The sequence below is a fragment of the Microvirga sp. 2TAF3 genome, from assembly GCF_052114965.1.
Lineage (GTDB): Bacteria > Pseudomonadota > Alphaproteobacteria > Rhizobiales > Beijerinckiaceae > Microvirga.
In genome coordinates this window covers 164090-183639 of the sequence record NZ_JBFRFT010000003.1, presented here as the reverse complement: position 1 = coordinate 183639, position 19550 = coordinate 164090, and the positions used below count along the sequence as shown (strand labels likewise).

General features: G+C 63.9%; 16 protein-coding genes. 7 read left to right on the top strand and 9 right to left on the bottom strand.

Features of this window, described 5'->3' with window-relative positions; genetic code table 11:
- The first annotated feature begins 46 nt into the window (after positions 1-46).
- Together AB4Y97_RS04970 and AB4Y97_RS04965 are read left to right on the top strand one after the other, a co-directional pair.
- On the top strand, positions 47-2086 hold the full coding sequence (locus AB4Y97_RS04970; RefSeq protein WP_441997906.1) for an elongation factor G: 2040 nt from the start codon (positions 47-49) through the stop codon (positions 2084-2086).
- A gap of 171 nt (positions 2087-2257) precedes the next feature.
- Positions 2258-3982 carry an AMP-binding protein gene (locus AB4Y97_RS04965; protein ID WP_441997905.1) on the top strand — a complete coding sequence of 575 codons (1725 nt, stop codon included), beginning with the start codon at positions 2258-2260 and terminating at the stop codon, positions 3980-3982.
- 307 nt (positions 3983-4289) lie between these two features.
- Here the strand turns inward: AB4Y97_RS04965 and AB4Y97_RS04960 are convergent, their stop codons facing one another.
- From AB4Y97_RS04960 to AB4Y97_RS04950, 3 genes are all read right to left on the bottom strand, one after another.
- A complete protein-coding gene (locus AB4Y97_RS04960; protein WP_441997904.1) occupies positions 4290-5180 on the bottom strand; it encodes a LysR family transcriptional regulator in 891 nt (296 codons plus the stop codon).
- Positions 5181-5290: 110 nt separating this feature from the next.
- Positions 5291-6253 (bottom strand): thioredoxin-disulfide reductase, encoded by a 963-nt coding sequence (gene trxB, locus AB4Y97_RS04955; RefSeq protein ID WP_441997903.1) that lies wholly within the window; start codon positions 6251-6253, stop codon positions 5291-5293.
- Entirely contained in the window at positions 6253-7263 is a 1011-nt protein-coding gene (locus AB4Y97_RS04950; RefSeq protein ID WP_441997902.1) for a mitochondrial fission ELM1 family protein, read from the bottom strand. Before AB4Y97_RS04950 ends, trxB begins: the two co-directional genes overlap by 1 nt.
- Before the next feature lie 115 nt (positions 7264-7378).
- On the opposite strand from AB4Y97_RS04950, the gene AB4Y97_RS04945 reads away from it, so the two are divergent.
- Positions 7379-7861: an Lrp/AsnC family transcriptional regulator gene (locus AB4Y97_RS04945; RefSeq protein WP_441997901.1), complete on the top strand. Its 483-nt coding sequence runs from the start codon at positions 7379-7381 to the stop codon at positions 7859-7861.
- Here the strand turns inward: AB4Y97_RS04945 and AB4Y97_RS04940 are convergent.
- The 3 genes from AB4Y97_RS04940 to carB form a co-directional block, all read right to left on the bottom strand.
- Positions 7854-8360: a hypothetical protein gene (locus AB4Y97_RS04940; protein ID WP_441997900.1), complete on the bottom strand. Its 507-nt coding sequence runs from the start codon at positions 8358-8360 to the stop codon at positions 7854-7856. The two genes, AB4Y97_RS04945 and AB4Y97_RS04940, sit on opposite strands and share 8 nt — an antisense overlap.
- 41 nt (positions 8361-8401) lie before the next feature.
- Entirely contained in the window at positions 8402-8875 is a 474-nt protein-coding gene (gene greA, locus AB4Y97_RS04935; RefSeq protein ID WP_441997899.1) for a transcription elongation factor GreA, read from the bottom strand.
- 108 nt (positions 8876-8983) lie between these two features.
- Positions 8984-12454 carry a carbamoyl-phosphate synthase large subunit gene (gene carB, locus AB4Y97_RS04930; RefSeq protein WP_441997898.1) on the bottom strand — a complete coding sequence of 1157 codons (3471 nt, stop codon included), beginning with the start codon at positions 12452-12454 and terminating at the stop codon, positions 8984-8986.
- A 209-nt stretch (positions 12455-12663) separates the two neighbouring features.
- Between carB and AB4Y97_RS04925 the strand changes: the two genes are divergently transcribed.
- Both AB4Y97_RS04925 and AB4Y97_RS04920 read left to right on the top strand, forming a co-directional pair.
- On the top strand, positions 12664-13434 hold the full coding sequence (locus AB4Y97_RS04925) for a hypothetical protein (RefSeq protein WP_441997897.1): 771 nt from the start codon (positions 12664-12666) through the stop codon (positions 13432-13434).
- Positions 13435-13501: 67 nt separating this feature from the next.
- Complete coding sequence (locus AB4Y97_RS04920; RefSeq protein WP_441997896.1) at positions 13502-13897, top strand: GtrA family protein; 396 nt, start codon at positions 13502-13504, stop codon at positions 13895-13897.
- 139 nt (positions 13898-14036) lie between these two features.
- On the opposite strand, the gene AB4Y97_RS04915 is transcribed toward AB4Y97_RS04920, so the two are convergent.
- The 3 genes from AB4Y97_RS04915 to carA all read right to left on the bottom strand — a co-directional run bounded on the left by AB4Y97_RS04915 (position 14037) and on the right by carA (position 16584).
- Positions 14037-14741, bottom strand: a complete 705-nt coding sequence (locus AB4Y97_RS04915) for a class I SAM-dependent methyltransferase (RefSeq protein ID WP_441997895.1) — start codon at positions 14739-14741, stop codon at positions 14037-14039.
- A gap of 114 nt (positions 14742-14855) precedes the next feature.
- Positions 14856-15230 carry a hypothetical protein gene (locus AB4Y97_RS04910; protein WP_441997894.1) on the bottom strand — a complete coding sequence of 125 codons (375 nt, stop codon included), beginning with the start codon at positions 15228-15230 and terminating at the stop codon, positions 14856-14858.
- Positions 15231-15381: 151 nt separating this feature from the next.
- Positions 15382-16584, bottom strand: a complete 1203-nt coding sequence (gene carA / locus AB4Y97_RS04905; protein WP_441997893.1) for a glutamine-hydrolyzing carbamoyl-phosphate synthase small subunit — start codon at positions 16582-16584, stop codon at positions 15382-15384.
- Positions 16585-16729: 145 nt separating this feature from the next.
- On the opposite strand from carA, the gene AB4Y97_RS04900 reads away from it, so the two are divergent.
- Positions 16730-17185 carry a GatB/YqeY domain-containing protein gene (locus AB4Y97_RS04900; protein WP_441997892.1) on the top strand — a complete coding sequence of 152 codons (456 nt, stop codon included), beginning with the start codon at positions 16730-16732 and terminating at the stop codon, positions 17183-17185.
- A 285-nt stretch (positions 17186-17470) separates the two neighbouring features.
- Positions 17471-19363, top strand: a complete 1893-nt coding sequence (gene dnaG / locus AB4Y97_RS04895; protein ID WP_441997891.1) for a DNA primase — start codon at positions 17471-17473, stop codon at positions 19361-19363.
- Positions 19364-19550 lie beyond the last annotated feature (187 nt).

The following is a 19550-nucleotide window of genomic DNA, read 5'->3' as shown; positions in this document are numbered from 1 at the left end:
ACGCGACCGACAAGAGCGCGCCGACGGGGGCAGGAAGGAAACCGTCATGGCACCTAACGGCAGAGAAGCGAAGGGCCCGCGATGCATCGCCATCGTTGGCCCGTTCCAGAGCGGCAAGACTACTCTTCTCGAAGCGATCCTGGAGCGCACCGGCACGATCGGACGATCGGGCCGGGTGACGAATGGAGATAGCGTAGGCGATGCGAGCGCGGAAGCCCGCGCCCATGGCATGAGCGTCGAGCCCAACGTGGCGACGGTCGAATTTCTCGGCGAGACCATGACCTTCGTCGACTGTCCCGGTTCCATGGAATTCATGCACGAGATGCGCAACGTGATCCCGGTCTGCGATGCGGCGATCGTCGTTTGCGAGGCGGATGAGCGCAAGATTCCCGCCCTCGAAATCATCCTGCGGGAGCTGGAGGAAGCGGATATTCCGCGCTTCCTGTTCATCAACAAGATCGACATCGCGACACGGCGCGTCCGGGAAACCCTGTCGCTCCTGCAGCGTGCCTCCCGCACGCCGCTTTTGCTGCGCCAGATCCCGATCTGGAAGGACGGCATCGCGGTCGGCTTCATCGACCTCGCCCTGGAGCGCGCCTTCATCTATCGCGAGCATGCGCCGAGCGAGATCGTCGACATGCCGGACGGCGAGAGCCTGCGGGAGCGTGAAGCGCGCTTCGCCATGCTCGAACGCTTGGCGGATTACGACGATGCGCTGATGGAAGACCTGATTTCCGAGATCGAGCCGCCGCGCGACCGCGTGTTCGACGATCTTGCGCGCGAATTGAAGGACCAGCATGTGGTGCCCGCCTTCATCGGCTCGGCCGAGCGCAGCAACGGCGTCTCTCGTCTGCTCAAGGCCTTGCGGCATGAGGCGCCGGGTCTCGAGGACACCCGCGCGCGTCTCGGCGTGCCGGAAGAAGGGCCTCCGCTGGCGCAGATCATGAAGACCCTGCATCTGGGACAGGGCGGCAAGCTCTCCGTCGCCCGCGTGCTGCGCGGCGAGTTTCACGAAGGGGACACCGTCATCGGATCGCGGGGCGGCGAGGCCCGGATCGGCAGCCTGCTGTCCATGATAGGGACCAGCACGACCCGCACGACCGAGGCCAAGGCCGGCGATACGGTCGGCTTCGGCAGGCTTGAGGAACTCGACACCGCGGATTGCTTCAGTACCGGCAAGATGCGGCCCGATGCGATCCTGTCCATTGCGCCGCCCGAGCCGGTCTATGCCTTCGCCATCCGGGTGAAGGATCGCAAGGACGACGTACGCCTCAGCGGCGCTCTGACCAAGATCGCGGAGGAAGACCCCTCTCTCGTAGTCGAGACCCGGCCCGATATGGGCGAGATCAGGCTTCTCGGCCAGGGCGAGATGCATCTGCGCGTCGCCGTGGAGAAGCTCGCCTCCCGCTTCCAGGTCGGGGTCGAGACCGGCAAGCCCCGGATCTCCTATTGCGAGACCATCCGTGCGCCTGCCTCCGCCCGGGGGCGGCACCGCAAGCAGACGGGCGGTCACGGCCAGTTCGGCGACGTGCAGATCGAGGTCCAGCCTCTGCCGCGTGGGGAGGGCTTCGCCTTCCAGGACAAGATCACGGGAGGCGTGGTCCCGCGCCAGTACATTCCTTCCGTCGAGACGGGGGCGCGGGATGCCGTCAAATGCGGCCCTCTCGGCTTTCCCGTGGTCGATCTCGCCGTGACGCTGACGGACGGCTCCTATCACACGGTCGATTCCTCGGACGCCGCCTTCCAGGCGGCGGCGAAGCTCGCCCTGGCGGAAGCCCTGCCGAAGGCAAAGCCCGTCCTTCTGGAGCCGGTGCTGTCGGTGGAAATCACCATTCCCACGGAGGCCCTGTCCAAGGCGACCGGCCTCGTCACGTCCCGGCGGGGCCAGATCCTGGGCTATGACGCGAGGCCGGGATGGTCAGGCTGGGACGTGATCAGCGCGACCATTCCGGAATCCGAGATCGGCGATCTTATCGTCGAGCTTCGCTCCGCGACCTCGGGCGTCGGAACGTTCTCGACCCGGTTCGACCACATGGCGGAACTCAGCGGCCGACCGGCCGAGCTCGTCATGCAGAAAGCGCATTGATCGCGCTTCGACCAAATGGGGACATGCCCTTTGTGGATGGCCGGTTTCGGACCGGCCATCCACCTCTCCGCGGGCGGCCCATCGACAAATCCCCTCGACCGCGCCAAGTTAAGCTTCAATGGAGACGCCATCTCCCATAAAGCACCCGCATGACGAAGCGGAGGAAAAACAATGAGTTCGACCACCCCGGTGTCCGCGATCGCGGCCGCGACGGATCCGTCAGCGACCAGGCCCTGGCTTAAATCCTATCCGCCGAACGTTCCCGCGACGATCGATGAGAGCAGGATCGGGACGCTGGTCGACATCTTCCGCGAGGGTGTCTCGCTCTATGGGGATCGCTTCGCCGCCGACAGTTTCGGCAAGCGGATGACCTATGCGGAGCTCGGTCGCCATGCGGAGGCCGTCGCCTCCTGGCTTCAGGCACAGGGTCTCCAGAAAGGCGATCGTGTCGCCATCATGCTGCCCAACGTCATGGCCTATCCGGCGATTCTGTTCGGCATTCTCATGTCGGGCTGCACGGTGGTGAACGTCAACCCGCTCTACACGGCGCGGGAACTGGCTCATCAGCTCAAGGATTCCGGCGCGCGGTCCCTGTTCGTGCTCGAGAACTTCGCGGCAACGGTTCAGGCGACCCTGCCGGAGTTCGGGCTCGATCGCGTGGTTCTCGTCACCCCCGGCGATCTGCTCGGCCTCAAGGGCCTGATCGTCAATGCCGTGTCGCGCTACGTGAAGAAAGCGGTCAAACCTTTCGACCTTCCGAAGGCCGTCTCCTTCAAGGCGGTTCTCTCCGAAGGGGGGAAGCTGCCATTAAAGCCGGTCGCCGTTTCGCCCGATGACATCGCCTTCCTGCAATATACGGGCGGCACCACGGGCGTGGCCAAGGGCGCCGTGCTGCTCCACCGCAACGTGGCGGCGAACGTGCTCCAGTGCGAAGCCTGGATGCGCCCCTTCTTCGGCGAGCGGAGCGACCATGTGATGGTGGCGGCGCTTCCGCTCTATCACATCTTCGGGCTCACGGTTTGCGCGCTTCTGATGACGAAGATCGGCGGGTGCCAGTTGCTGATTGCCAATCCGCGCGACATCCCAGGCTTCGTGAGGACCCTGAAATCCAGGAAGATCACCCTGATGTCCGGCGTCAACACCCTCTACAACGCGCTCGCGAATGCGCCGGGCATCGAGGAGGTGGATTTCTCGCAACTGGTTTTCGCCGTGTCCGGCGGCATGGCGACCCAGGCGGCGGTGGCGAAGAAGTGGAAGCAGGTGACGGGGCAGCCCATCGTCGAGGGTTACGGCCTCTCGGAAACATCGCCCGTGGCCTGCGCCAACCGGCTCGATATCGAGGAATTCACCGGCACCATCGGCTATCCGATTCCCTCGACGGATATCTCTGTCCGCTCGAGCGACGGCATGCCGCTGCCCTTCGGCGAGCGCGGCGAATTGTGCATCAAGGGTCCGCAGGTAATGGCGGGTTACTGGCAGCAGCCCGGGGAGACCGCGAAGGTGATGACGCCGGATGGCTTCTTCCGCACCGGCGATGTGGCCGTGATCCAGCCCGACGGGGAGGTGAAGATCGTCGACCGGATGAAGGACATGATCCTCGTCTCCGGCTTCAACGTCTATCCGAACGAGGTCGAGGATGTGCTCGCGCACCATCCGGGCGTGATGGAAGCGGCGGTGATCGGCCTGCCCGACGAGCATTCCGGCGAGATGGTCGTCGCCTATGTGGTGAGGAAGGACCCCTCGCTGACGGCGGAAGCCCTGCGCCAGTTCGCCCGCGAAAACCTGACCGCCTACAAGGTGCCGCGCCGGATCGAATTCCGTGACGCATTGCCGAAAACCAATGTCGGTAAGGTTCTGCGCCGGGTGTTGAAGGACGAGGTGAAGCAGTCGGGCTGAGGCGGTTATCTCCGTCTGCCGGACGGATCTGCCAGACAGCAAGGCAAAAAAAAGCCGGGCACGAAGCCCGGCTAAAGTGAGGTCCGACAAAAGTCGAAAACCTTCCAGAGGGAACGGCCGACACGACAGCGCCGGGAGGAAGATAGCGCTGCCGCGTTGAAATCAGCCAAGGCTCATATCGGCTGCATTCAGCCCTTTTGCAATGCAGCATGCCTCATGAAAGGGCTGCGTCATATGCATGGCTCTTGTCGTCAAGATGCCAAGAACGCGGTCAGCCATCGACCTTGGCCGATTCTGGCCGACTGATTCAGTAGGTCCAGCGCTGGGCTTTGTTGATCAGGAAGTCGCGGAAAGCCTGTACGCGCGCCACGGAGCGCATTTCCTCGGCATAGACGAGGTAGCTGTCGAGGGACGGCATTTCCACGTCGCGCAGGATCTGGGACAGGTTCGGGTTTCCGACCACGGCGTAATCCGGCAGCACGGCGATGCCGGCCCCGGTCTCGACGGCGAATCTGAGGGCCGTGATGTTGTTGACCACGTAGTGGTACTGGCGGGGCTCCTTGCCCTCGCGCCCCGCATTCGCAAGCCAGTGCACGGCGGTCAGGTAGGACGGCTCCTGGCCGCCGAAGGAGACGATGCGGTGCTTGTCCAGGTCCTCAAGGGTCTTCGGTTCGCCGAAACGCTTGAGATAGTCGTTGGAGGCATAGACATGGAAGTGGATCGTGAACAGGCGGCGCTGGATCAGGTCCGGCTGGGCCGGCCGGCGCAGGCGGATCGCCACGTCGGCCTCGCGCATGGCGAGATCCAGCTCCTCGTTGTTGAGGATCAGTTCGACGCGCACATCCGGATAGAGATCGAGAAACTCGGCGATGCGCTGCGCCAGCCAGATCGAGCCGAGGCCGACCGTGGTCGTCACCTTCAGCACGCCTGAGGGGCGCTCGCTCGTCTCCACCAGACGCGCCTTGGTGGTTTCCAGCCGCATGCGCATGTCGCGGGCGGCGCGGAAGAGCAGGTCGCCCTGCTCGGTCAGGATAAGGCCGCGGGCATGGCGGTGGAAGAGGGGAGCCTTCAGCTCCCGTTCCAGGGCGCTGATCTGACGGCTGACGGCCGATTGGCTCAGGCCCAGATCGTCACCGGCCCGCGTGAAGCTGCCCGCCTCCGCGACCGTATAGAAAATCCGGATCTTGTCCCAATCCACAGCATTCCCCTGACATCCCGACTTTTAGCAAGTGGGTTCTTATCTCTTATCAGCTTCGGTCGGACGCAATAGGAATTCCAACCGAAGGCTAACCAATTCTTTTCAAAGATTCATTCGGCGGCCTGCTGAGTGACCTCCAGAGCCGCGAGGTAGCGCTCGGATTCGAGCGCTGCCATGCAGCCCATTCCCGCCGCCGTGACCGCTTGGCGATAGATGTCGTCGGCCACGTCGCCGGCTGCGAAGACGCCGGGAATATTGGTCGCCGTCGAGCCGGGCTTGGTCAGAAGATAGCCGCCCGGCTTCATGTCGAGCTGGCCGGCGAAGAGTTCGGTCGAGGGCTTGTGGCCGATGGCGATGAACACGCCGTCCGTCCTATGCTCGGTAATCTGGCCGGAAACGAGGTTCTTCAGCCGGGTATGGGTGACCGAGACCGGAGCCTCGCTGCCGCAGATCTCCTCGACGGCGGAATTCCAGATCACCTCGATATTCGGGTGCTTGAACAGCCGGTCCTGCAGAATGCGCTCGGCGCGGAAGGAATCGCGCCTGTGCACCACCGTCACCTTCTTCGCGAGATTGGCGAGATAGAGCGCCTCCTCGACGGCCGTGTTGCCGCCGCCGACCACCACGACTTCCTTGCCACGGAAGAAGAAGCCGTCGCAGGTGGCGCATGCGGAGACGCCGAAGCCCTGGAACTGGGCTTCGGACGGCAGGCCGAGCCATTTCGCCTGGGCGCCGGTCGCGACGATCAGGGCGTCGCAGGTATAGACGTCGCCGGAATCACCTTCCAACCGATAGGGACGGGTGTTCAGGTCCACCTTCACGATATGGTCGGAGACCATGTGGGTGCCCACATGCTCGGCCTGAAGACGCATCTGCTCCATGAGCCAGGGACCTTGGATCACGTCGGCGAAGCCCGGATAGTTCTCCACATCCGTCGTGATCATGAGCTGCCCGCCGGGCTGGAAGCCCGAGATCAGGACCGGCTCCAGGAGAGCGCGCGCCGCGTAGATCGCCGCTGTATAGCCCGCAGGCCCAGAGCCGATGATGATGAGCTTGGCGTGGGTATGGGCCATCAAGAATTCTCCAGTGAGAAGGCCGCGTCGGGCAAGCCGAGGGCACAGCGGTGACGGGCCAGGCCTTGGGCGATGGCGCTCGCGATCAGGAACGTTGAATTTAGCGGTTCGTAGGGCGCACCTTCAAGTCGGCCCTCGAAGGCATGCACAATTCCCTTGGCCTTAAGGCCGTTCATGAAGGTGTGCAACTTGGGATGCCCCCCGGTCGGTTCGAAGACCAGGATCGGTACGCCCGTCGCCGCCGCCTCGCCGACCATGTTGAAGGAATCGGCCGTCACCACGATCGCATCCGCAAGGGCGAGAAGGGCGACGAAGGGATTGGCGCCCTTGCCGTCCCAGAAAAAGCCGCCGTGGTGCTCGCTCAAGCCGGCCAGGGCATCGCGTAAGGTCGGCGGGGTCCGCCGGGAGGCCGTCATCATCAGCCCGACGCCGGTTTCCGCCAGCACCGTCAGATGCTTGACGAAGCGGGCGACATCCTCCTCGGTGAAGCGGTGATGGCGGCTGTCGCCGCCGGCCAGCACCGCCACGCGAGGGTGGGGCAGGTGGGCAAGACGGGGGTCCGGGTGGGCCCTGGCGGTTTCGAGACGCTGCTGCGAGGCCCGGTGCGGCGGGGTGAGGGTGTTGAGCACGTTCACGCCGCGCACACGGTCGTATTCGGGAGCCCAGATGAAATCGGCCGCATTCGGTCCTGTGCGCGGATCCTTGAGGAAGACCGTATAGGTCCGTCCGCCGGAGGCATGCTTCACGAAGCGCAGATAGGGCACGGCCCGGCGGCCGGAGCCGATCAGGAGATCGGGAAAAGGCGGGACGACGGGGCTGTTACGGGCACCGGGCCGCTCCCGCGGATCGATCGGCCCCCAGGGCATCAGCCAGGAAAAGGGCGGCCGCGGACGGACGCGCCGGATCTCCGGCTCCAGGCCCAGGGCATCCGCCACGCTCAGGCACTGCAATTCGTCGCCGGCCTTGCCGTCGGAGAGAACCCAGGAAGTGAGGCCGGCATCACGCAACATTTGATCTTTATGCCTGTGGAGTTCATGAGGTTCATTGCGACTTAATCGCCTGACCTTCTTGTGCAGACCCTCTACAACGTCTACTCAGCCGAGACGAGCCTTTCCCGGAGATAACGTGCGCGGACGCCTCGATTCCATAGACTGGGCCATCCTCAAGGAACTGCAAGCCGATGGCAGCATCACGAATGTGGAGCTGGCCCGCCGTGTCGGCCTGTCGGCACCCCCATGCCTGCGCCGTGTGCGGGCGCTGGAAGCGGCCGGCGTGATCAAGGCCTATCGGGCCATGCTCGATCCGAAGGCCTTAGGGTTCGAGATCGTCTGCTTCGCCATGGTCCAGCTCGATATCCAGGGCAAGAAGGAACTCAACGAGTTCGAGCAGTGCATCAAGGACTGGACCATGGTCCGCGAGTGCTGGACCCTGTCGGGCGATATCGACTTCATCATGAAATGCGTGGCGCCGAACCTCGCGGCCTTCCAGGGCTTCGTCTCGGACCTCACCAGCCTCCCGAACGTGCGCAACGTCCGTACTGCGCTGACGCTCGACCTGATCAAGGACGAGCCCCTGGTGCCGATCGGGGACGAAGTCGAGGCTAGCTGATCAGCTCCCGCCGCAGCCAGAGCACATAATTCTGTGCGAGTTCGACCGCGCGTCCCGGCTCGTCAGGGTTGGTCGCGCTCCTGTTGACCGCCAGCACTGCCAGTTGCGGATGCCGCGCCAGAATCTCGCCATGCGGGCCGATGGCCAGGGCCTCGCCTTCGAGCGAATCGGTCCCGCCTCCACCTCCGCCGCCATGTTGGAACCTGCCGCCTCCGCCCTCGGGGAACGGGGTCTGGAAGATCCCCGTCAGGCGCACCACGAGACGCGGCCCGCGCGGATCGATCCGGTCGCCGAAGGTCGCCCGCAATTGCTGGAGCGTCGCTGCGGCGAGAAGATCGGCAAAGGACCCGAGGCCCTTGGCCTTCAGCACGCTCACATCCACGGCGAAGGACGAGAATGATTGGGGGAAGGCCTGCGCCAGTGCAGGCCCGAAGGCTGCGCAGCCCAATCCCGCGCAGGTCAAACCGGCCAGAAACGAACGGCGGGGTAAGGGGAGCATGGTGCGATCCCTCAGATTCTGCCCCCTTATCCCATATAGGGTCAGCCGAAGCGGACGCCCACGACCTCATACGACTTTCCGCCGCCGGGGGTCGAAACTTCGACCGTGTCGCCGACCGTCTTGCCCATCAGGGCGCGGGCGATGGGGGACGAGATCGAAACCCGGCCCGAGCGCACATCAGCCTCGGGGTCGCCCACGATCTGGTAGGTCTTCTCTTCTTCCGTGTCCTCGTCGACGAGCTTCACGGTCGCGCCGAACTTGATCCGGTCGCCCGAGAGCTTGGAAATGTCGATGATTTCAGCCCGGGAAATAAGGCTTTCCAGCTCCAGAACCCGGCCCTCGTTGAGGGATTGGGCCTCCTTGGCGGCATGATACTCGGCATTTTCCGACAGGTCGCCCAGCGCACGGGCTTCCGCAATCGCCTGGATGATCCGGGGGCGCTCAACCTGTTGCCGTTGCTTGAGTTCTTCTTCAAGCGCCGCATAACCCTTGATCGTCAGAGGGACCTTGTCCATCGTTCGTCTCGTTCAAAAAGAGGTACGAGGCCGCCGTTGCCGACGCCCTCGCTCATCAACGAAAACTTCCTCAGAAAGCTTCGCAGTTCCGGTTATGGGGCAGGAGCCTCAGGCAAAATAGTCCTGAAGCGCCCGCACCTCGAGATCACCGCCGAGATAGGCCTTGATGCCTTCGGCTGCAGCGATCGCTCCTGCAAGAGTGGTGTAGTAAGGCACCTTATGCAAGAGGGCAGCCTGACGGAGGCTGCGGGAATCCGAGAGCGCGCCTGCACCTTCAGTTGTATTGAAGACGAGCTGGATATCGCCATTCTTGATGGCATCCACCACGTGCGGGCGGCCTTCCAACACCTTGTTGATGCGGGTCGACCTGACACCGTTTTCCTCAAGAAACTTCTGCGTTCCGCCCGTTGCGACGATCTGGAAGCCGATATCCTGCAGCATCTGGACGGTCGGCAGGATGCGGGCCTTGTCCGAGTCGCGCACGGAGACGAAGAGCGTTCCCGTCTTCGGCACCTGGGTACCGGAGCCGAGTTGGCTCTTGGCGAAGGCGACGCCGAAGCCTCGGTCGAGGCCGATGACCTCGCCCGTCGAGCGCATTTCCGGGCCGAGCAGAACGTCCACGCCGGGGAAGCGGGCGAAGGGGAAGACCGCCTCCTTCACGCCGATATGGGGCAGTTCTTTCGGAGTAAGGCCGAATTTCGCCAGGTTTTCGCCCGCCATGACCCTTGCTGCGATCTTGGCGATGGGCTCGCCGATGACCTTGGCCACGAAGGGCACCGTCCGCGAGGCGCGGGGGTTGACCTCGAGCACGTAGATCGTGCCGTCCTTGATGGCGTATTGCACGTTCATCAGGCCGCCGACATCGAGCGCCAGCGCCAGCGCCTTGGTCTGGCGCTCCAGCTCGGCGATGATCTCCTTCGACAGGGAGCGGGGCGGGAGCGAGCAGGCGGAATCGCCCGAATGGATGCCCGCCTCCTCGATATGCTCCATGATTCCGGCGATGAACACGTCCTTGCCATCGCAGAGGCAGTCCACGTCCACCTCGATCGCATCGGAGAGATAGCGGTCGAAGAGCAGCGGGTTCTTGCCCAGAACCGTGTTGATCTGCCCGGTCTTGTCGTTCGGGTAGCGCGCCTTCACGTCCGACGGAATGAGGCTCGGCAGGGTGCCGAGCAGATATTCCTCGAATTGCGCCTCGTCGCGGATGATGGCCATGGCCCGGCCGCCGAGCACGTAGGAGGGGCGCACCACGAAGGGCAGGCCGAGATCGGCGGCGATCAGGCGGCTCTGCTCCACCGAATAGGCGATGCCGTTCTTCGGCTGCTTGAGATGCAGCTTGTCGAGCAGGCGCTTGAACCGGTCGCGGTCTTCCGCAAGGTCGATGGCATCCGGCGAAGTGCCGAGGATCGGGATGCCGGCCTCCTCGAGCGCATGGGCGAGCTTCAGGGGTGTCTGGCCGCCGAACTGCACGATGACGCCGTGGAGCGTGCCTTTTGAGCGCTCGGTCTCGATGATCTCGAGCACATCCTCCTGGGTCAGCGGCTCGAAATAAAGCCGGTCCGAGGTGTCGTAGTCGGTCGAGACCGTCTCCGGGTTGCAATTGACCATGATGGTCTCGTAGCCCGCATCCTTCAACGCGAAGCAGGCGTGGCAGCAGCAATAGTCGAACTCGATGCCCTGGCCGATCCGGTTCGGCCCGCCGCCGAGGATGATGACCTTCCTGGCATCCGACGGAGCGGCTTCGTCCGCCGGCTCGCCCGCAAAGAGGGGCGCGTAGGTCGAGTACATATAGGCGGTGGGGGAGGCGAACTCGGCCGCGCAGGTATCGATGCGCTTGAAGACCGGGCGCACGGCAAGCGAGCGACGCAGGTCGCGCACTTCGGCTTCGGTCTTATGGGAGAGCACGGCGAGCCGCGCATCCGAGAAGCCCATGGCCTTCAGGTGGCGGAAGGCACCCGGCGTCTGGGGCAGGCCGTGGGCCTTCACCTTGGCTTCCAGGTCGACGATGGCCTGGAGCTGCTCCAGGAACCAGGGGTCGATCTTGCAGCTCTCATGGACCTCGTCATGGCTCACGCCGAGGCGCAGGGCCTGGGCCACTTTCAGGAGGCGGTCCGGGGTCGGGGTGCCGAGCGCCGCCTTGATGGCATTCTTGTCGTCACCCTTTCCGAGGCCTTCGATCTCGATCTCATCGAGGCCGGTGAGGCCGGTTTCGAGCGAACGGAGGGCCTTCTGGAGCGATTCCGGCAGGGTGCGGCCGATGGCCATGGCTTCGCCCACCGACTTCATGGCGGTGGTGAGGGTCGGTTCGGCGCCGGGGAATTTTTCGAAGGCGAAGCGCGGGATCTTGGTGACCACGTAGTCGATGGTCGGCTCGAAGGAGGCCGGGGTCGCGCCGCCGGTGATGTCGTTGGCGATCTCGTCCATCGTGTAGCCGACGGCGAGCTTGGCCGCGACCTTGGCGATGGGGAAGCCCGTGGCCTTGGAGGCGAGCGCCGAAGAGCGCGACACGCGCGGGTTCATCTCGATCACGATCATGCGGCCGTTCTCGGGATTGACCGCGAACTGCACGTTCGAGCCGCCGGTCTCGACGCCGATCTCGCGCAGAACCGCCAAGCTGGCGTCGCGCATGATCTGGTATTCCTTGTCGGTCAGCGTCAGAGCCGGGGCGACGGTGATGGAATCGCCCGTATGCACGCCCATCGGATCGATGTTCTCGATGGAGCAGACGATGATGCAGTTATCCGCCTTGTCGCGGACGACCTCCATCTCGTATTCCTTCCAGCCGAGCACGCTTTCCTCGATCAGCACCTCGTTGGTGGGGGAGGCGTCGAGGCCGCGCTCGACGATGTCGAGGAATTCCTCGCGGTTATAGGCGATGCCGCCGCCCGTGCCGCCCATGGTGAAGGAGGGGCGGAGAATGGCCGGAAGCCCGACTTCGGAGAGGGCAAGCAGCGCCTCGCCCATGGCGTGCTCCTGGTAGCGCTTGCGACGGTCGTTCTCGCCCGCGTTCCACTTGAGCTCGTAGGCGGCAATCATGCGCTTCTTGTCGCCGGGATGGATGTCGAGGGCTTCCAGGCGGGCGAGTTCGGCGAGATAGGCGTCGCGGTCGGCCTTCTTCAGGGCCGAGGCGTTGGCGAGCCGGGACTTTGGGGTGTCGAGGCCGATCTTGGTCATGGCCTCGCGGAAGAGATGGCGGTCCTCCGCCTTGTCGATGGCCTCCGCTGTCGCGCCGATCATCTCGACATTGTACTTCTCGAGAATGCCCATCTTCTTGAGCGAAAGGGCGCAGTTCAGCGCCGTCTGACCGCCCATGGTGGGCAGCAGCGCGTCCGGACGCTCCTTCTCGATGATCTTGGCGACGATCTCGGGGGTAATCGGCTCCACGTAGGTGGCATCGGCGAGATCGGGATCGGTCATGATCGTCGCCGGGTTCGAATTCACCAGGACGATTCGGTATCCCTCTTCCTTCAGGGCCTTGCAGGCCTGAGTTCCCGAATAATCGAATTCGCAGGCCTGGCCGATGATGATCGGGCCCGCGCCGATGATGAGGATGGAAGAGATGTCTGTCCGTTTCGGCATATGGCCACCCAGGCATATCCAGCCGCGCGGCCGCATGATGCGGCGCTTCGAGCGCAGCTGGCGTGTGTGTCAGATTGAAGGTTGAGAGAGGCTCTTACACGGAGCCGGCGCAGATTCAAAGGCCTCGTCGCTCATTTGGGCCCGATGAATGATTGTACAACGCGTAATGATATACTTAAGCTCGCGCTTGTACGGCCTAGGGGGAAGTCATGCGATCCATCTTGCGCTTCACGGTGGCGGCGATTGCGGTTGGTTGGGCTGCCTCGTTTTCCGCGCCATCCCACTCCCAGGAGATGTCGAAGGCCAAGCTTGGGGAATGGGTCCAGTCGTATCATCGATCTCCCGATCCCGAAGCCATTCCGAACGCCTTGAAAGACATGAGCCGGTTGCGGCTTCTCGACACCCCGAAGACATCCCAGGCGTTGGGCCTGGCGATGGGGACCACCGGGTTCCTGAGCGGCGTGTTCGAGCAGAACCCCCGGCGCCTTCCTGCCATGCTCAGGGACTGGAAAACTTTCGAGGATGCCGAACGGGCTTTCATCGTCAGGGCGCTCTGGTATTCGGGAAGACCCGAGGCAAGGGAATTCATCAGGAGCGTCTGGTCCGATCGGATGAGGGCGCAACTGGACGGGGACTTGGCGAAGACAGGGCCGCCTGCCTCGGCGGACGCCATCATGGTGAAGGATCCCGGAGATCTGGATTTCCTATGGGGTCGCTTCTTTGCGACTGGGCGGGCGGCGCCGGTGGTGAAGATCATTCAGGCGGCGAAGCTCGGATCTCGCGTGCCCCGGACCCGCGATGGCATGATCAATGCCATGCCGCTGCTGATCGGCTCCGCGGCGATCCGGTCGCTCACGGCGAATGCGGAGCGTTACGAGCGCGTCCTCGGGATCTGCAAAGAGTCCTTGAGGCAGTCGGATCGAGAGACTGCCGCGATCCTCAAGGACATCATCGCCAAGGCGGAGCAGCGCCGCATCTAGGGCTAACGGATTCCGTATTTCCTTTTTGAGGTGACGAGACTAGCCGATAAAGGCTATCCGGGGAGCCGTGACTGCACTGACCTCATTCCAGCGCCTTGCGCGCCAGTTCGTCGCCTTCTTCGGTGTCGGCGTGGCGGCGGCGATCGTTCATTACGGCCTCCTGATCGGCCTCGTGGAGGGAGCGGGATCCCATCCCGTGCCCGCGACTCTTGTCGGCTACGTGGCAGGCGGGCTCGTCTCCTATGCCCTGAACCGCAAGCACACTTACGCGAGCAGTCGTCCCCACCGGGAAGCAACCTGGCGTTTCGCCGTGGTGGCTTTCGTCGGGTTCCTGCTGACTTGGCTGTTCATGCACGTCTTCACCGTCTGGCTCGGCGCGCCTTATCTGGCCGCTCAGCTCGTGACGACGGGAATCGTGATGCTGTGGAGCTTTGTGGCCCACAAGGCGTGGACGTTCGCGTGATGCTCCCTTGTCATCCCCGGTGACCGTCAGGCCGGGAAGGGGGGCCAGGAGGAAACGTTGCGGTGAAAATGGATTCCCTTCCCCTCCGCTGCGCTCCGGCCGGGAATGACAAAGGGCGTATCGCGCGTCCACCTCTCCCTCAAAGAGAGGTGGGGAAGACAGGTCTCGCCGCAAACGTCATGCGCGCCTGGTTGTGTCCCAGGTTACGCTCCACGCGCTCCGGGGCGAAGCCAGCATCGCGCAGGATCTCAATCATCTCCGCCTCGCTGTAATGCGACAGGCCGATCTCGTCCCGGATCTTGCGGTAATCGGAGAGGGCGGTGCGCGCGAGGCCCAACATCGCGGATTTCAGGAAGCCGCCTTTCCAGGCGAAGGAGAGGAGCGCCTTGGCGTCCGTGACCGGGCTCACATCGGGGGGAACCACATCGGCGATCACCAGCTTGCCATCCGCCTTCAGCTTGCCGCGCCAGATCTCCAGCACGGTGCGCAGCTCGTCGAGGGAAAGGTATTGCAGCAGCGAATTGACTACGATGAGATCGAGGGAGGCATCCTCCAAGTCCGAAAGCTCCTCTGTCGCGAGGATCGTCACCTTGGAATTGCCGCCAAGCCGCTCGCGCAGGCGGTCGCGCACCAGCGGGGCCGCATCGCAGAGATAAAGGTGCCCGCACCGCGCTGCGACACGGTCCGCAAACAGGGCCTCGCCGCAGCCGTAATCGAGCACCCGCGCCTTGGGAGAGGGGATCAGGCCGGCGATGTCGTTGGCCACAAGCCGGTAATGCAGGAGCTTGTGCCGCTCGCCCGCATAGATCGGCGTGTCTTGGTTCCAGTAATCGCGCCAGTTCATGCTTGATGGCCATGAGAGAGGATTGGATTTGTCACCCTGCCTCATAGCGCGGCGCGAAGAAAGCCTCCAGGCCGAGATGCTCCGACCTTCGGATTGCGGACTTTTATCCTGCCTTCAAGAGGCGATCAGCATTGCCGTGACGGCACGGTCGATGGCGAGATAGAACAGGGCGAAGGCGACGACAGCGGCAATGCCGAACTCGAGCGTCTGGTTCTTCAGCATTTTCACATGGCGCAGGATCTCGCGCCCCGAAAAAGCTATCACCCAGGCGACGCTCAACACCACCGGAAAGGCGAACAGGAACGACCAAGTGCTCTCCGCCTGGCCCGAATAGGACGGGTCGATGAGCGGACGGATGTTGCGGACCCAGGGAGCATAGAAGGAGGCATAGAGCGAGGTCAGCCAGGACAGGGTGACGGCGACCCCAAGATGAAACGTGAACAGGCTGTGCAGGCGGCTGAATTCGCCGGAATTCTCATCAATCGTCATCGGAGAAACCCCCAAATCAAGGTTAAATCGTCGGTTTTTATGGTTACCAAACGGTTAACGTGATTTGGGGAAGGGGCGCAACGCACCGCTTTGTCGCGGATGCGGAATTCTTCCGGTGAAACGCTGCCCGCTTCGCCGGAAGACGCTGTTTTCAGGCCTGGCGCGTCGCCTTCCCGTCCTCGATCAGCTTCACGAAGCGGTCGAAGAGATAGTGGCTGTCCTGCGGGCCGGGCGAAGCCTCCGGGTGATACTGCACCGAGAAGGCCGGGCGGTCGGTGAGCGCGATGCCGCAATTCGAGCCGTCGAAGAGCGAGACATGGGTCTCGACGGCGTTTTTGGGCAGGCTCTCGGGGTCGACCGCGAAGCCGTGGTTCATCGAGGTGATCTCGACCTTGCCGGTGGTCTTGTCCTTCACCGGGTGGTTCGCGCCGTGATGGCCCTGGTGCATCTTCTTGGTCTTGCCCCCGACGGCGAGGCTGAGCATCTGATGGCCGAGGCAGATGCCGAAGGTCGGGATCTTTTCCTCCAACACCTTCCTGATCACCGGCACCGCATATTCGCCGGTCGCCGCCGGGTCGCCGGGGCCGTTGGAGAGGAAGACGCCGTCGGGCTTCAGGGCCAGCACATCCTCCGCCGAGGCGGTGGCCGGCACGACCGTGACCTTGCAGCCCGCCCGGGCCAGAAGGCGCAGGATGTTGCGTTTCACGCCGTAATCGATGGCGACCACGTGGTGCTTGGCTTGCGTCTGCTTGCCGTAGCCCTCACCGAGCTTCCAGGTGCTCTCGTCCCAGTCGAAGCGCTGGGCGCTCGTGACCATGGGGACGAGGTCGAGGCCGTCCATGGAGGGCAGGGCGGCGGCGCGGGCCTTGAGGGCGGGGAGGTCGAACCGGCCGTCAGGGTCATGGGCGATGACCGCGTTCGGCATGCCCTTCTCGCGGATCAGGGCGGTGAGCGCGCGGGTGTCGATCCCGGTCAGGCCGACGATATTGCGGGCCTTCAGCCAGGCATCGAGGTGGCGGGAGGCGCGCCAGTTCGACGGATCCGTGACCGCAGCCGCCATGATGGCGCCGCGCACCCCGGAGGACGAGGCGGCGTTGACGCTCTCGATGTCTTCCTCGTTCGTGCCCACATTGCCGATATGGGGGAAGGTGAAGGTGATGATCTGCCCGGCATAGGATGGGTCTGTCAGGATTTCCTGGTAGCCTGTCATCGCCGTGTTGAAGCAGACCTCGCCCGTGGCCTCGCCCGCCGCGCCGATGCCGAAGCCTTCCAGCACCGTGCCGTCCTGGAGCACGAGAACGGCCGTTGCGCGCGGCTCCGTCCAGCCACTCGCTGAGTCTTTGTCTTGCAGCATCGTCATGATCTCTTTAAGTCCGAGCCTAATGGGCCGCGCTTGAGCAGAGGCCACCCTGGGCCGCCCTTGAACTATCCCCGTGACTTAAGGGGCCGCTCGCGCCACGTCAACGCTCAAGCGCCTTATAAATAAAAGGAGATGCGCCATGCGCGAACGTTTCACGACGGAAATGAAAGAGGCCATGAAGGCCGGCGACAAGCGCAGGCTCGGCACCATCCGCCTGATTCAGGCCGCCCTGAAGGACAAGGACATCGAGGCTCGCGGCGCCGGCAAGGGACAGACGACCGAGGACGAAATTCTCGCGCTCCTACAGAAGATGATCAAGCAGCGCCAGGAATCCATCGCCATGTACGAACAGGGCGGACGTCCCGAACTCGCCCAGCAGGAAAAGGAGGAGGCCGAGGTCATTGCCACCTTCCTGCCCAAGCAGATGGATGAGGCCGAGACGAAGGCCGCCATCGAGGCCGCCGTCGCCGAGACGGGCGCCGCCTCCATGAAGGACATGGGCAAGGTCGTGGGCCTCCTGCGCGGCAAATACGCGGGCCGCATGGATTTCGGCAAGGCGAGCGGTCTCGTGAAGGATATGCTGCCGAAGGGGTGAGAGCAGGGTGGGGGTGTGAGCGCTAACCTGGAACCAGCCAAGCGCCAACACCCCACCCCAGCCCTCCCCGCAAGGGGGAGGGGAGGATGGTGTTATGACCCCCGGGGCACGAGCTCCCGCGTCGTTGCCACCATCGCGAATGCGAAGCCGAGGGTTGCGATATGCGCCCGGTGGCTCTCGCGGGCCGGGCTCCTGTGAATAGCGGGCAAAGCCTTGGGAAGCCGAAGCGTGTCGTTCCCTATCGTGACGCCCTAGTTTATCCAGCAGGTTTGGAGAACCCGCTTCGTGCGCTACCCGCCCCAAATCCTTGAAGAGATCCGCGCCCGGCTGCCGGTTTCGGCTGTCGTGGGAAAGCGCGTGCGTCTTAAAAAGGCAGGGCGGGAATGGAAGGGGCTGTCGCCGTTCAATGCGGAGAAAACGCCGTCCTTCTATGTGAACGACCAGAAGCAGTTTTATCACTGCTTCTCCTCCGGCAAGCACGGGGACATCTTCACCTTTCTCATGGAGACGGAGGGCCTATCCTTCCCCGAGGCCGTGGAGCGGCTGGCCGGGGAGGCGGGGGTGACGCTGCCGAAGCTCTCCTGGGAGGACCGGGAAGAGGAGGTCAAGCGCAACTCCCTCTATGACGTCATGGAGATGGCGGCGGATTTCTTCATGGCCTCGCTCCAGGGACGTTTCGGGTTGAAGGCGCGGGATTACCTCGCCGGCCGTTCCCTGAGCCGCGAGACGCAGGAGCGTTTCCGCATCGGCTATGCGCCGCCGGAGCGCTATGCCCTGCGCGATCATCTGGCCGGGAAGGGCATCCCCATCGAGATGATGGAGGAGGCCGGGCTTCTCTATTCCGGCGAGGATGTGAAGATTCCCTATGACCGCTTCCGGGACCGGGTGATGTTCCCGATCTGCGACGTGCGCGGCCGGGTCATCGCCTTCGGCGGGCGCGCCATGAGCGCGGAAGTCTCGGCGAAATATCTGAACTCGCCGGATACGCCGCTCTTCAACAAGGGACGGCTTCTGTACAACTACCATCTTGCCCGCAAGCCCGCCCATGACAAAGGCACGGTCATCGCGGTCGAGGGCTATGTGGACGTGATTTCCTTAAGCGTCGCGGGCTTTACCCATGCGGTCGCACCCCTCGGCACGGCGCTCACGGAGGACCAGCTCGCGCTGCTCTGGCGCATGGCGGACGAGCCCATCCTCTGTTTCGACGGCGACAAGGCCGGGCGGCGGGCCGCCTATCGGGCGCTCGATATCGCCCTGCCGAACCTGAGCGCCGGCAAATCCCTGCGCTTCGCCCTGCTGCCCGAGGGGCAGGATCCGGACGACCTCGCCCGGTCGGGCGGCGCGGCCGCCGTCGAGCGGGTGCTAGCCGCGGCGAGGCCCCTCATCGACATTCTCTGGGCGCGGGAGATGGAGGCGGGGCCGCTCGATACGCCGGAACGGAAGGCGGCTCTGGAGCATCGCCTGCGCGAATCGCTTGCACTGATTCGCGACGAAACCCTCAAACGGTACTATCGGGAGGAGGTCGAAGCGCGCTTAACGGTGCAAAATCCCGATCTTCGGCCTGGACGTTTCAATCGTCAGGGCGGTGGCTCGCGGCGCGACCGGTGGGGACCTTCCCCAACGACGCCGAGCGCCCGTTTGAGCGTCAGCCCGCTCCTGGCGCGCAGCGCTCTTTTCACTGGCGGCACGGCCGAGTCGCCCCGCGAAGCGATGATCCTGTGCGCCTTCCTGGCCCATCCGGAGATGCTGCAACACCACGCTGAAATCCTTGCTGAGCTTGAGTTTGAGGGGAAGGGTGCGCAAGGTTTGCGGCGCCTTCTGATCGATGATGCGGCCCATGGCGAGCCAGCCGGTCCGGGCGTGATGCAGGCCCGTCTGGAGCGGTCGGGTCTGGCCCAGGTGGCGGAAAGATTGACCTCTCTGGTGCGTCCCGGCGACCGCTGGATGCTCGATTCGCATGCGGATCCCTTGCGGCTTGAAGACGCATTGAGGCAAGCCATCACCTTGCATCGCCGCGCACGCACGTTACATAGCGAACTTCGGGCCGCTGAACGCGCGCTTGCCGAAGACGACAATGAGGCCAATCTCGCTTGGCTGCGAGAGGTCCAAAACCAATTGTCTTCCGTCGAGGGTGCCGAGGCCGACCTGGACAACGGCGTTGTCCACCGGGATCACTGACGCCCATGCGTCGGCCGTCCGGCAAAGGCGGAGGGATGCGGACTGAGCGGGGAGATGGTTAACGGTTAGTCAAGCGACTCACTGTTTATGAGTTGGAACGGATTCTCGGGTGGTGGAGCTGGTCGGCTTTGCCGCCCATTCGCGCATCTCCGATCCGGAGGGGGATCGGTGGAGCGCCGGAGTAGTG

Excerpts from the sequence above, each read along its gene's own strand:
- AB4Y97_RS04970 (WP_441997906.1), top strand. The coding sequence starts at position 47 with ATGGCACCTAACGGCAGAGAAGCGAAGGGCCCGCGATGCATCGCCATC.
- AB4Y97_RS04965 (WP_441997905.1), top strand. The coding sequence starts at position 2,258 with ATGAGTTCGACCACCCCGGTGTCCGCGATCGCGGCCGCGACGGATCCG.
- trxB (WP_441997903.1), bottom strand. The coding sequence starts at position 6,253 with ATGGCCCATACCCACGCCAAGCTCATCATCATCGGCTCTGGGCCTGCG.
- AB4Y97_RS04950 (WP_441997902.1), bottom strand. The coding sequence starts at position 7,263 with ATGTTGCGTGATGCCGGCCTCACTTCCTGGGTTCTCTCCGACGGCAAG.
- AB4Y97_RS04940 (WP_441997900.1), bottom strand. The coding sequence starts at position 8,360 with ATGCTCCCCTTACCCCGCCGTTCGTTTCTGGCCGGTTTGACCTGCGCG.
- greA (WP_441997899.1), bottom strand. The coding sequence starts at position 8,875 with ATGGACAAGGTCCCTCTGACGATCAAGGGTTATGCGGCGCTTGAAGAA.
- carB (WP_441997898.1), bottom strand. The coding sequence starts at position 12,454 with ATGCCGAAACGGACAGACATCTCTTCCATCCTCATCATCGGCGCGGGC.
- AB4Y97_RS04925 (WP_441997897.1), top strand. The coding sequence starts at position 12,664 with ATGCGATCCATCTTGCGCTTCACGGTGGCGGCGATTGCGGTTGGTTGG.
- AB4Y97_RS04915 (WP_441997895.1), bottom strand. The coding sequence starts at position 14,741 with ATGAACTGGCGCGATTACTGGAACCAAGACACGCCGATCTATGCGGGC.
- AB4Y97_RS04910 (WP_441997894.1), bottom strand. The coding sequence starts at position 15,230 with ATGACGATTGATGAGAATTCCGGCGAATTCAGCCGCCTGCACAGCCTG.
- carA (WP_441997893.1), bottom strand. The coding sequence starts at position 16,584 with ATGCTGCAAGACAAAGACTCAGCGAGTGGCTGGACGGAGCCGCGCGCA.
- AB4Y97_RS04900 (WP_441997892.1), top strand. The coding sequence starts at position 16,730 with ATGCGCGAACGTTTCACGACGGAAATGAAAGAGGCCATGAAGGCCGGC.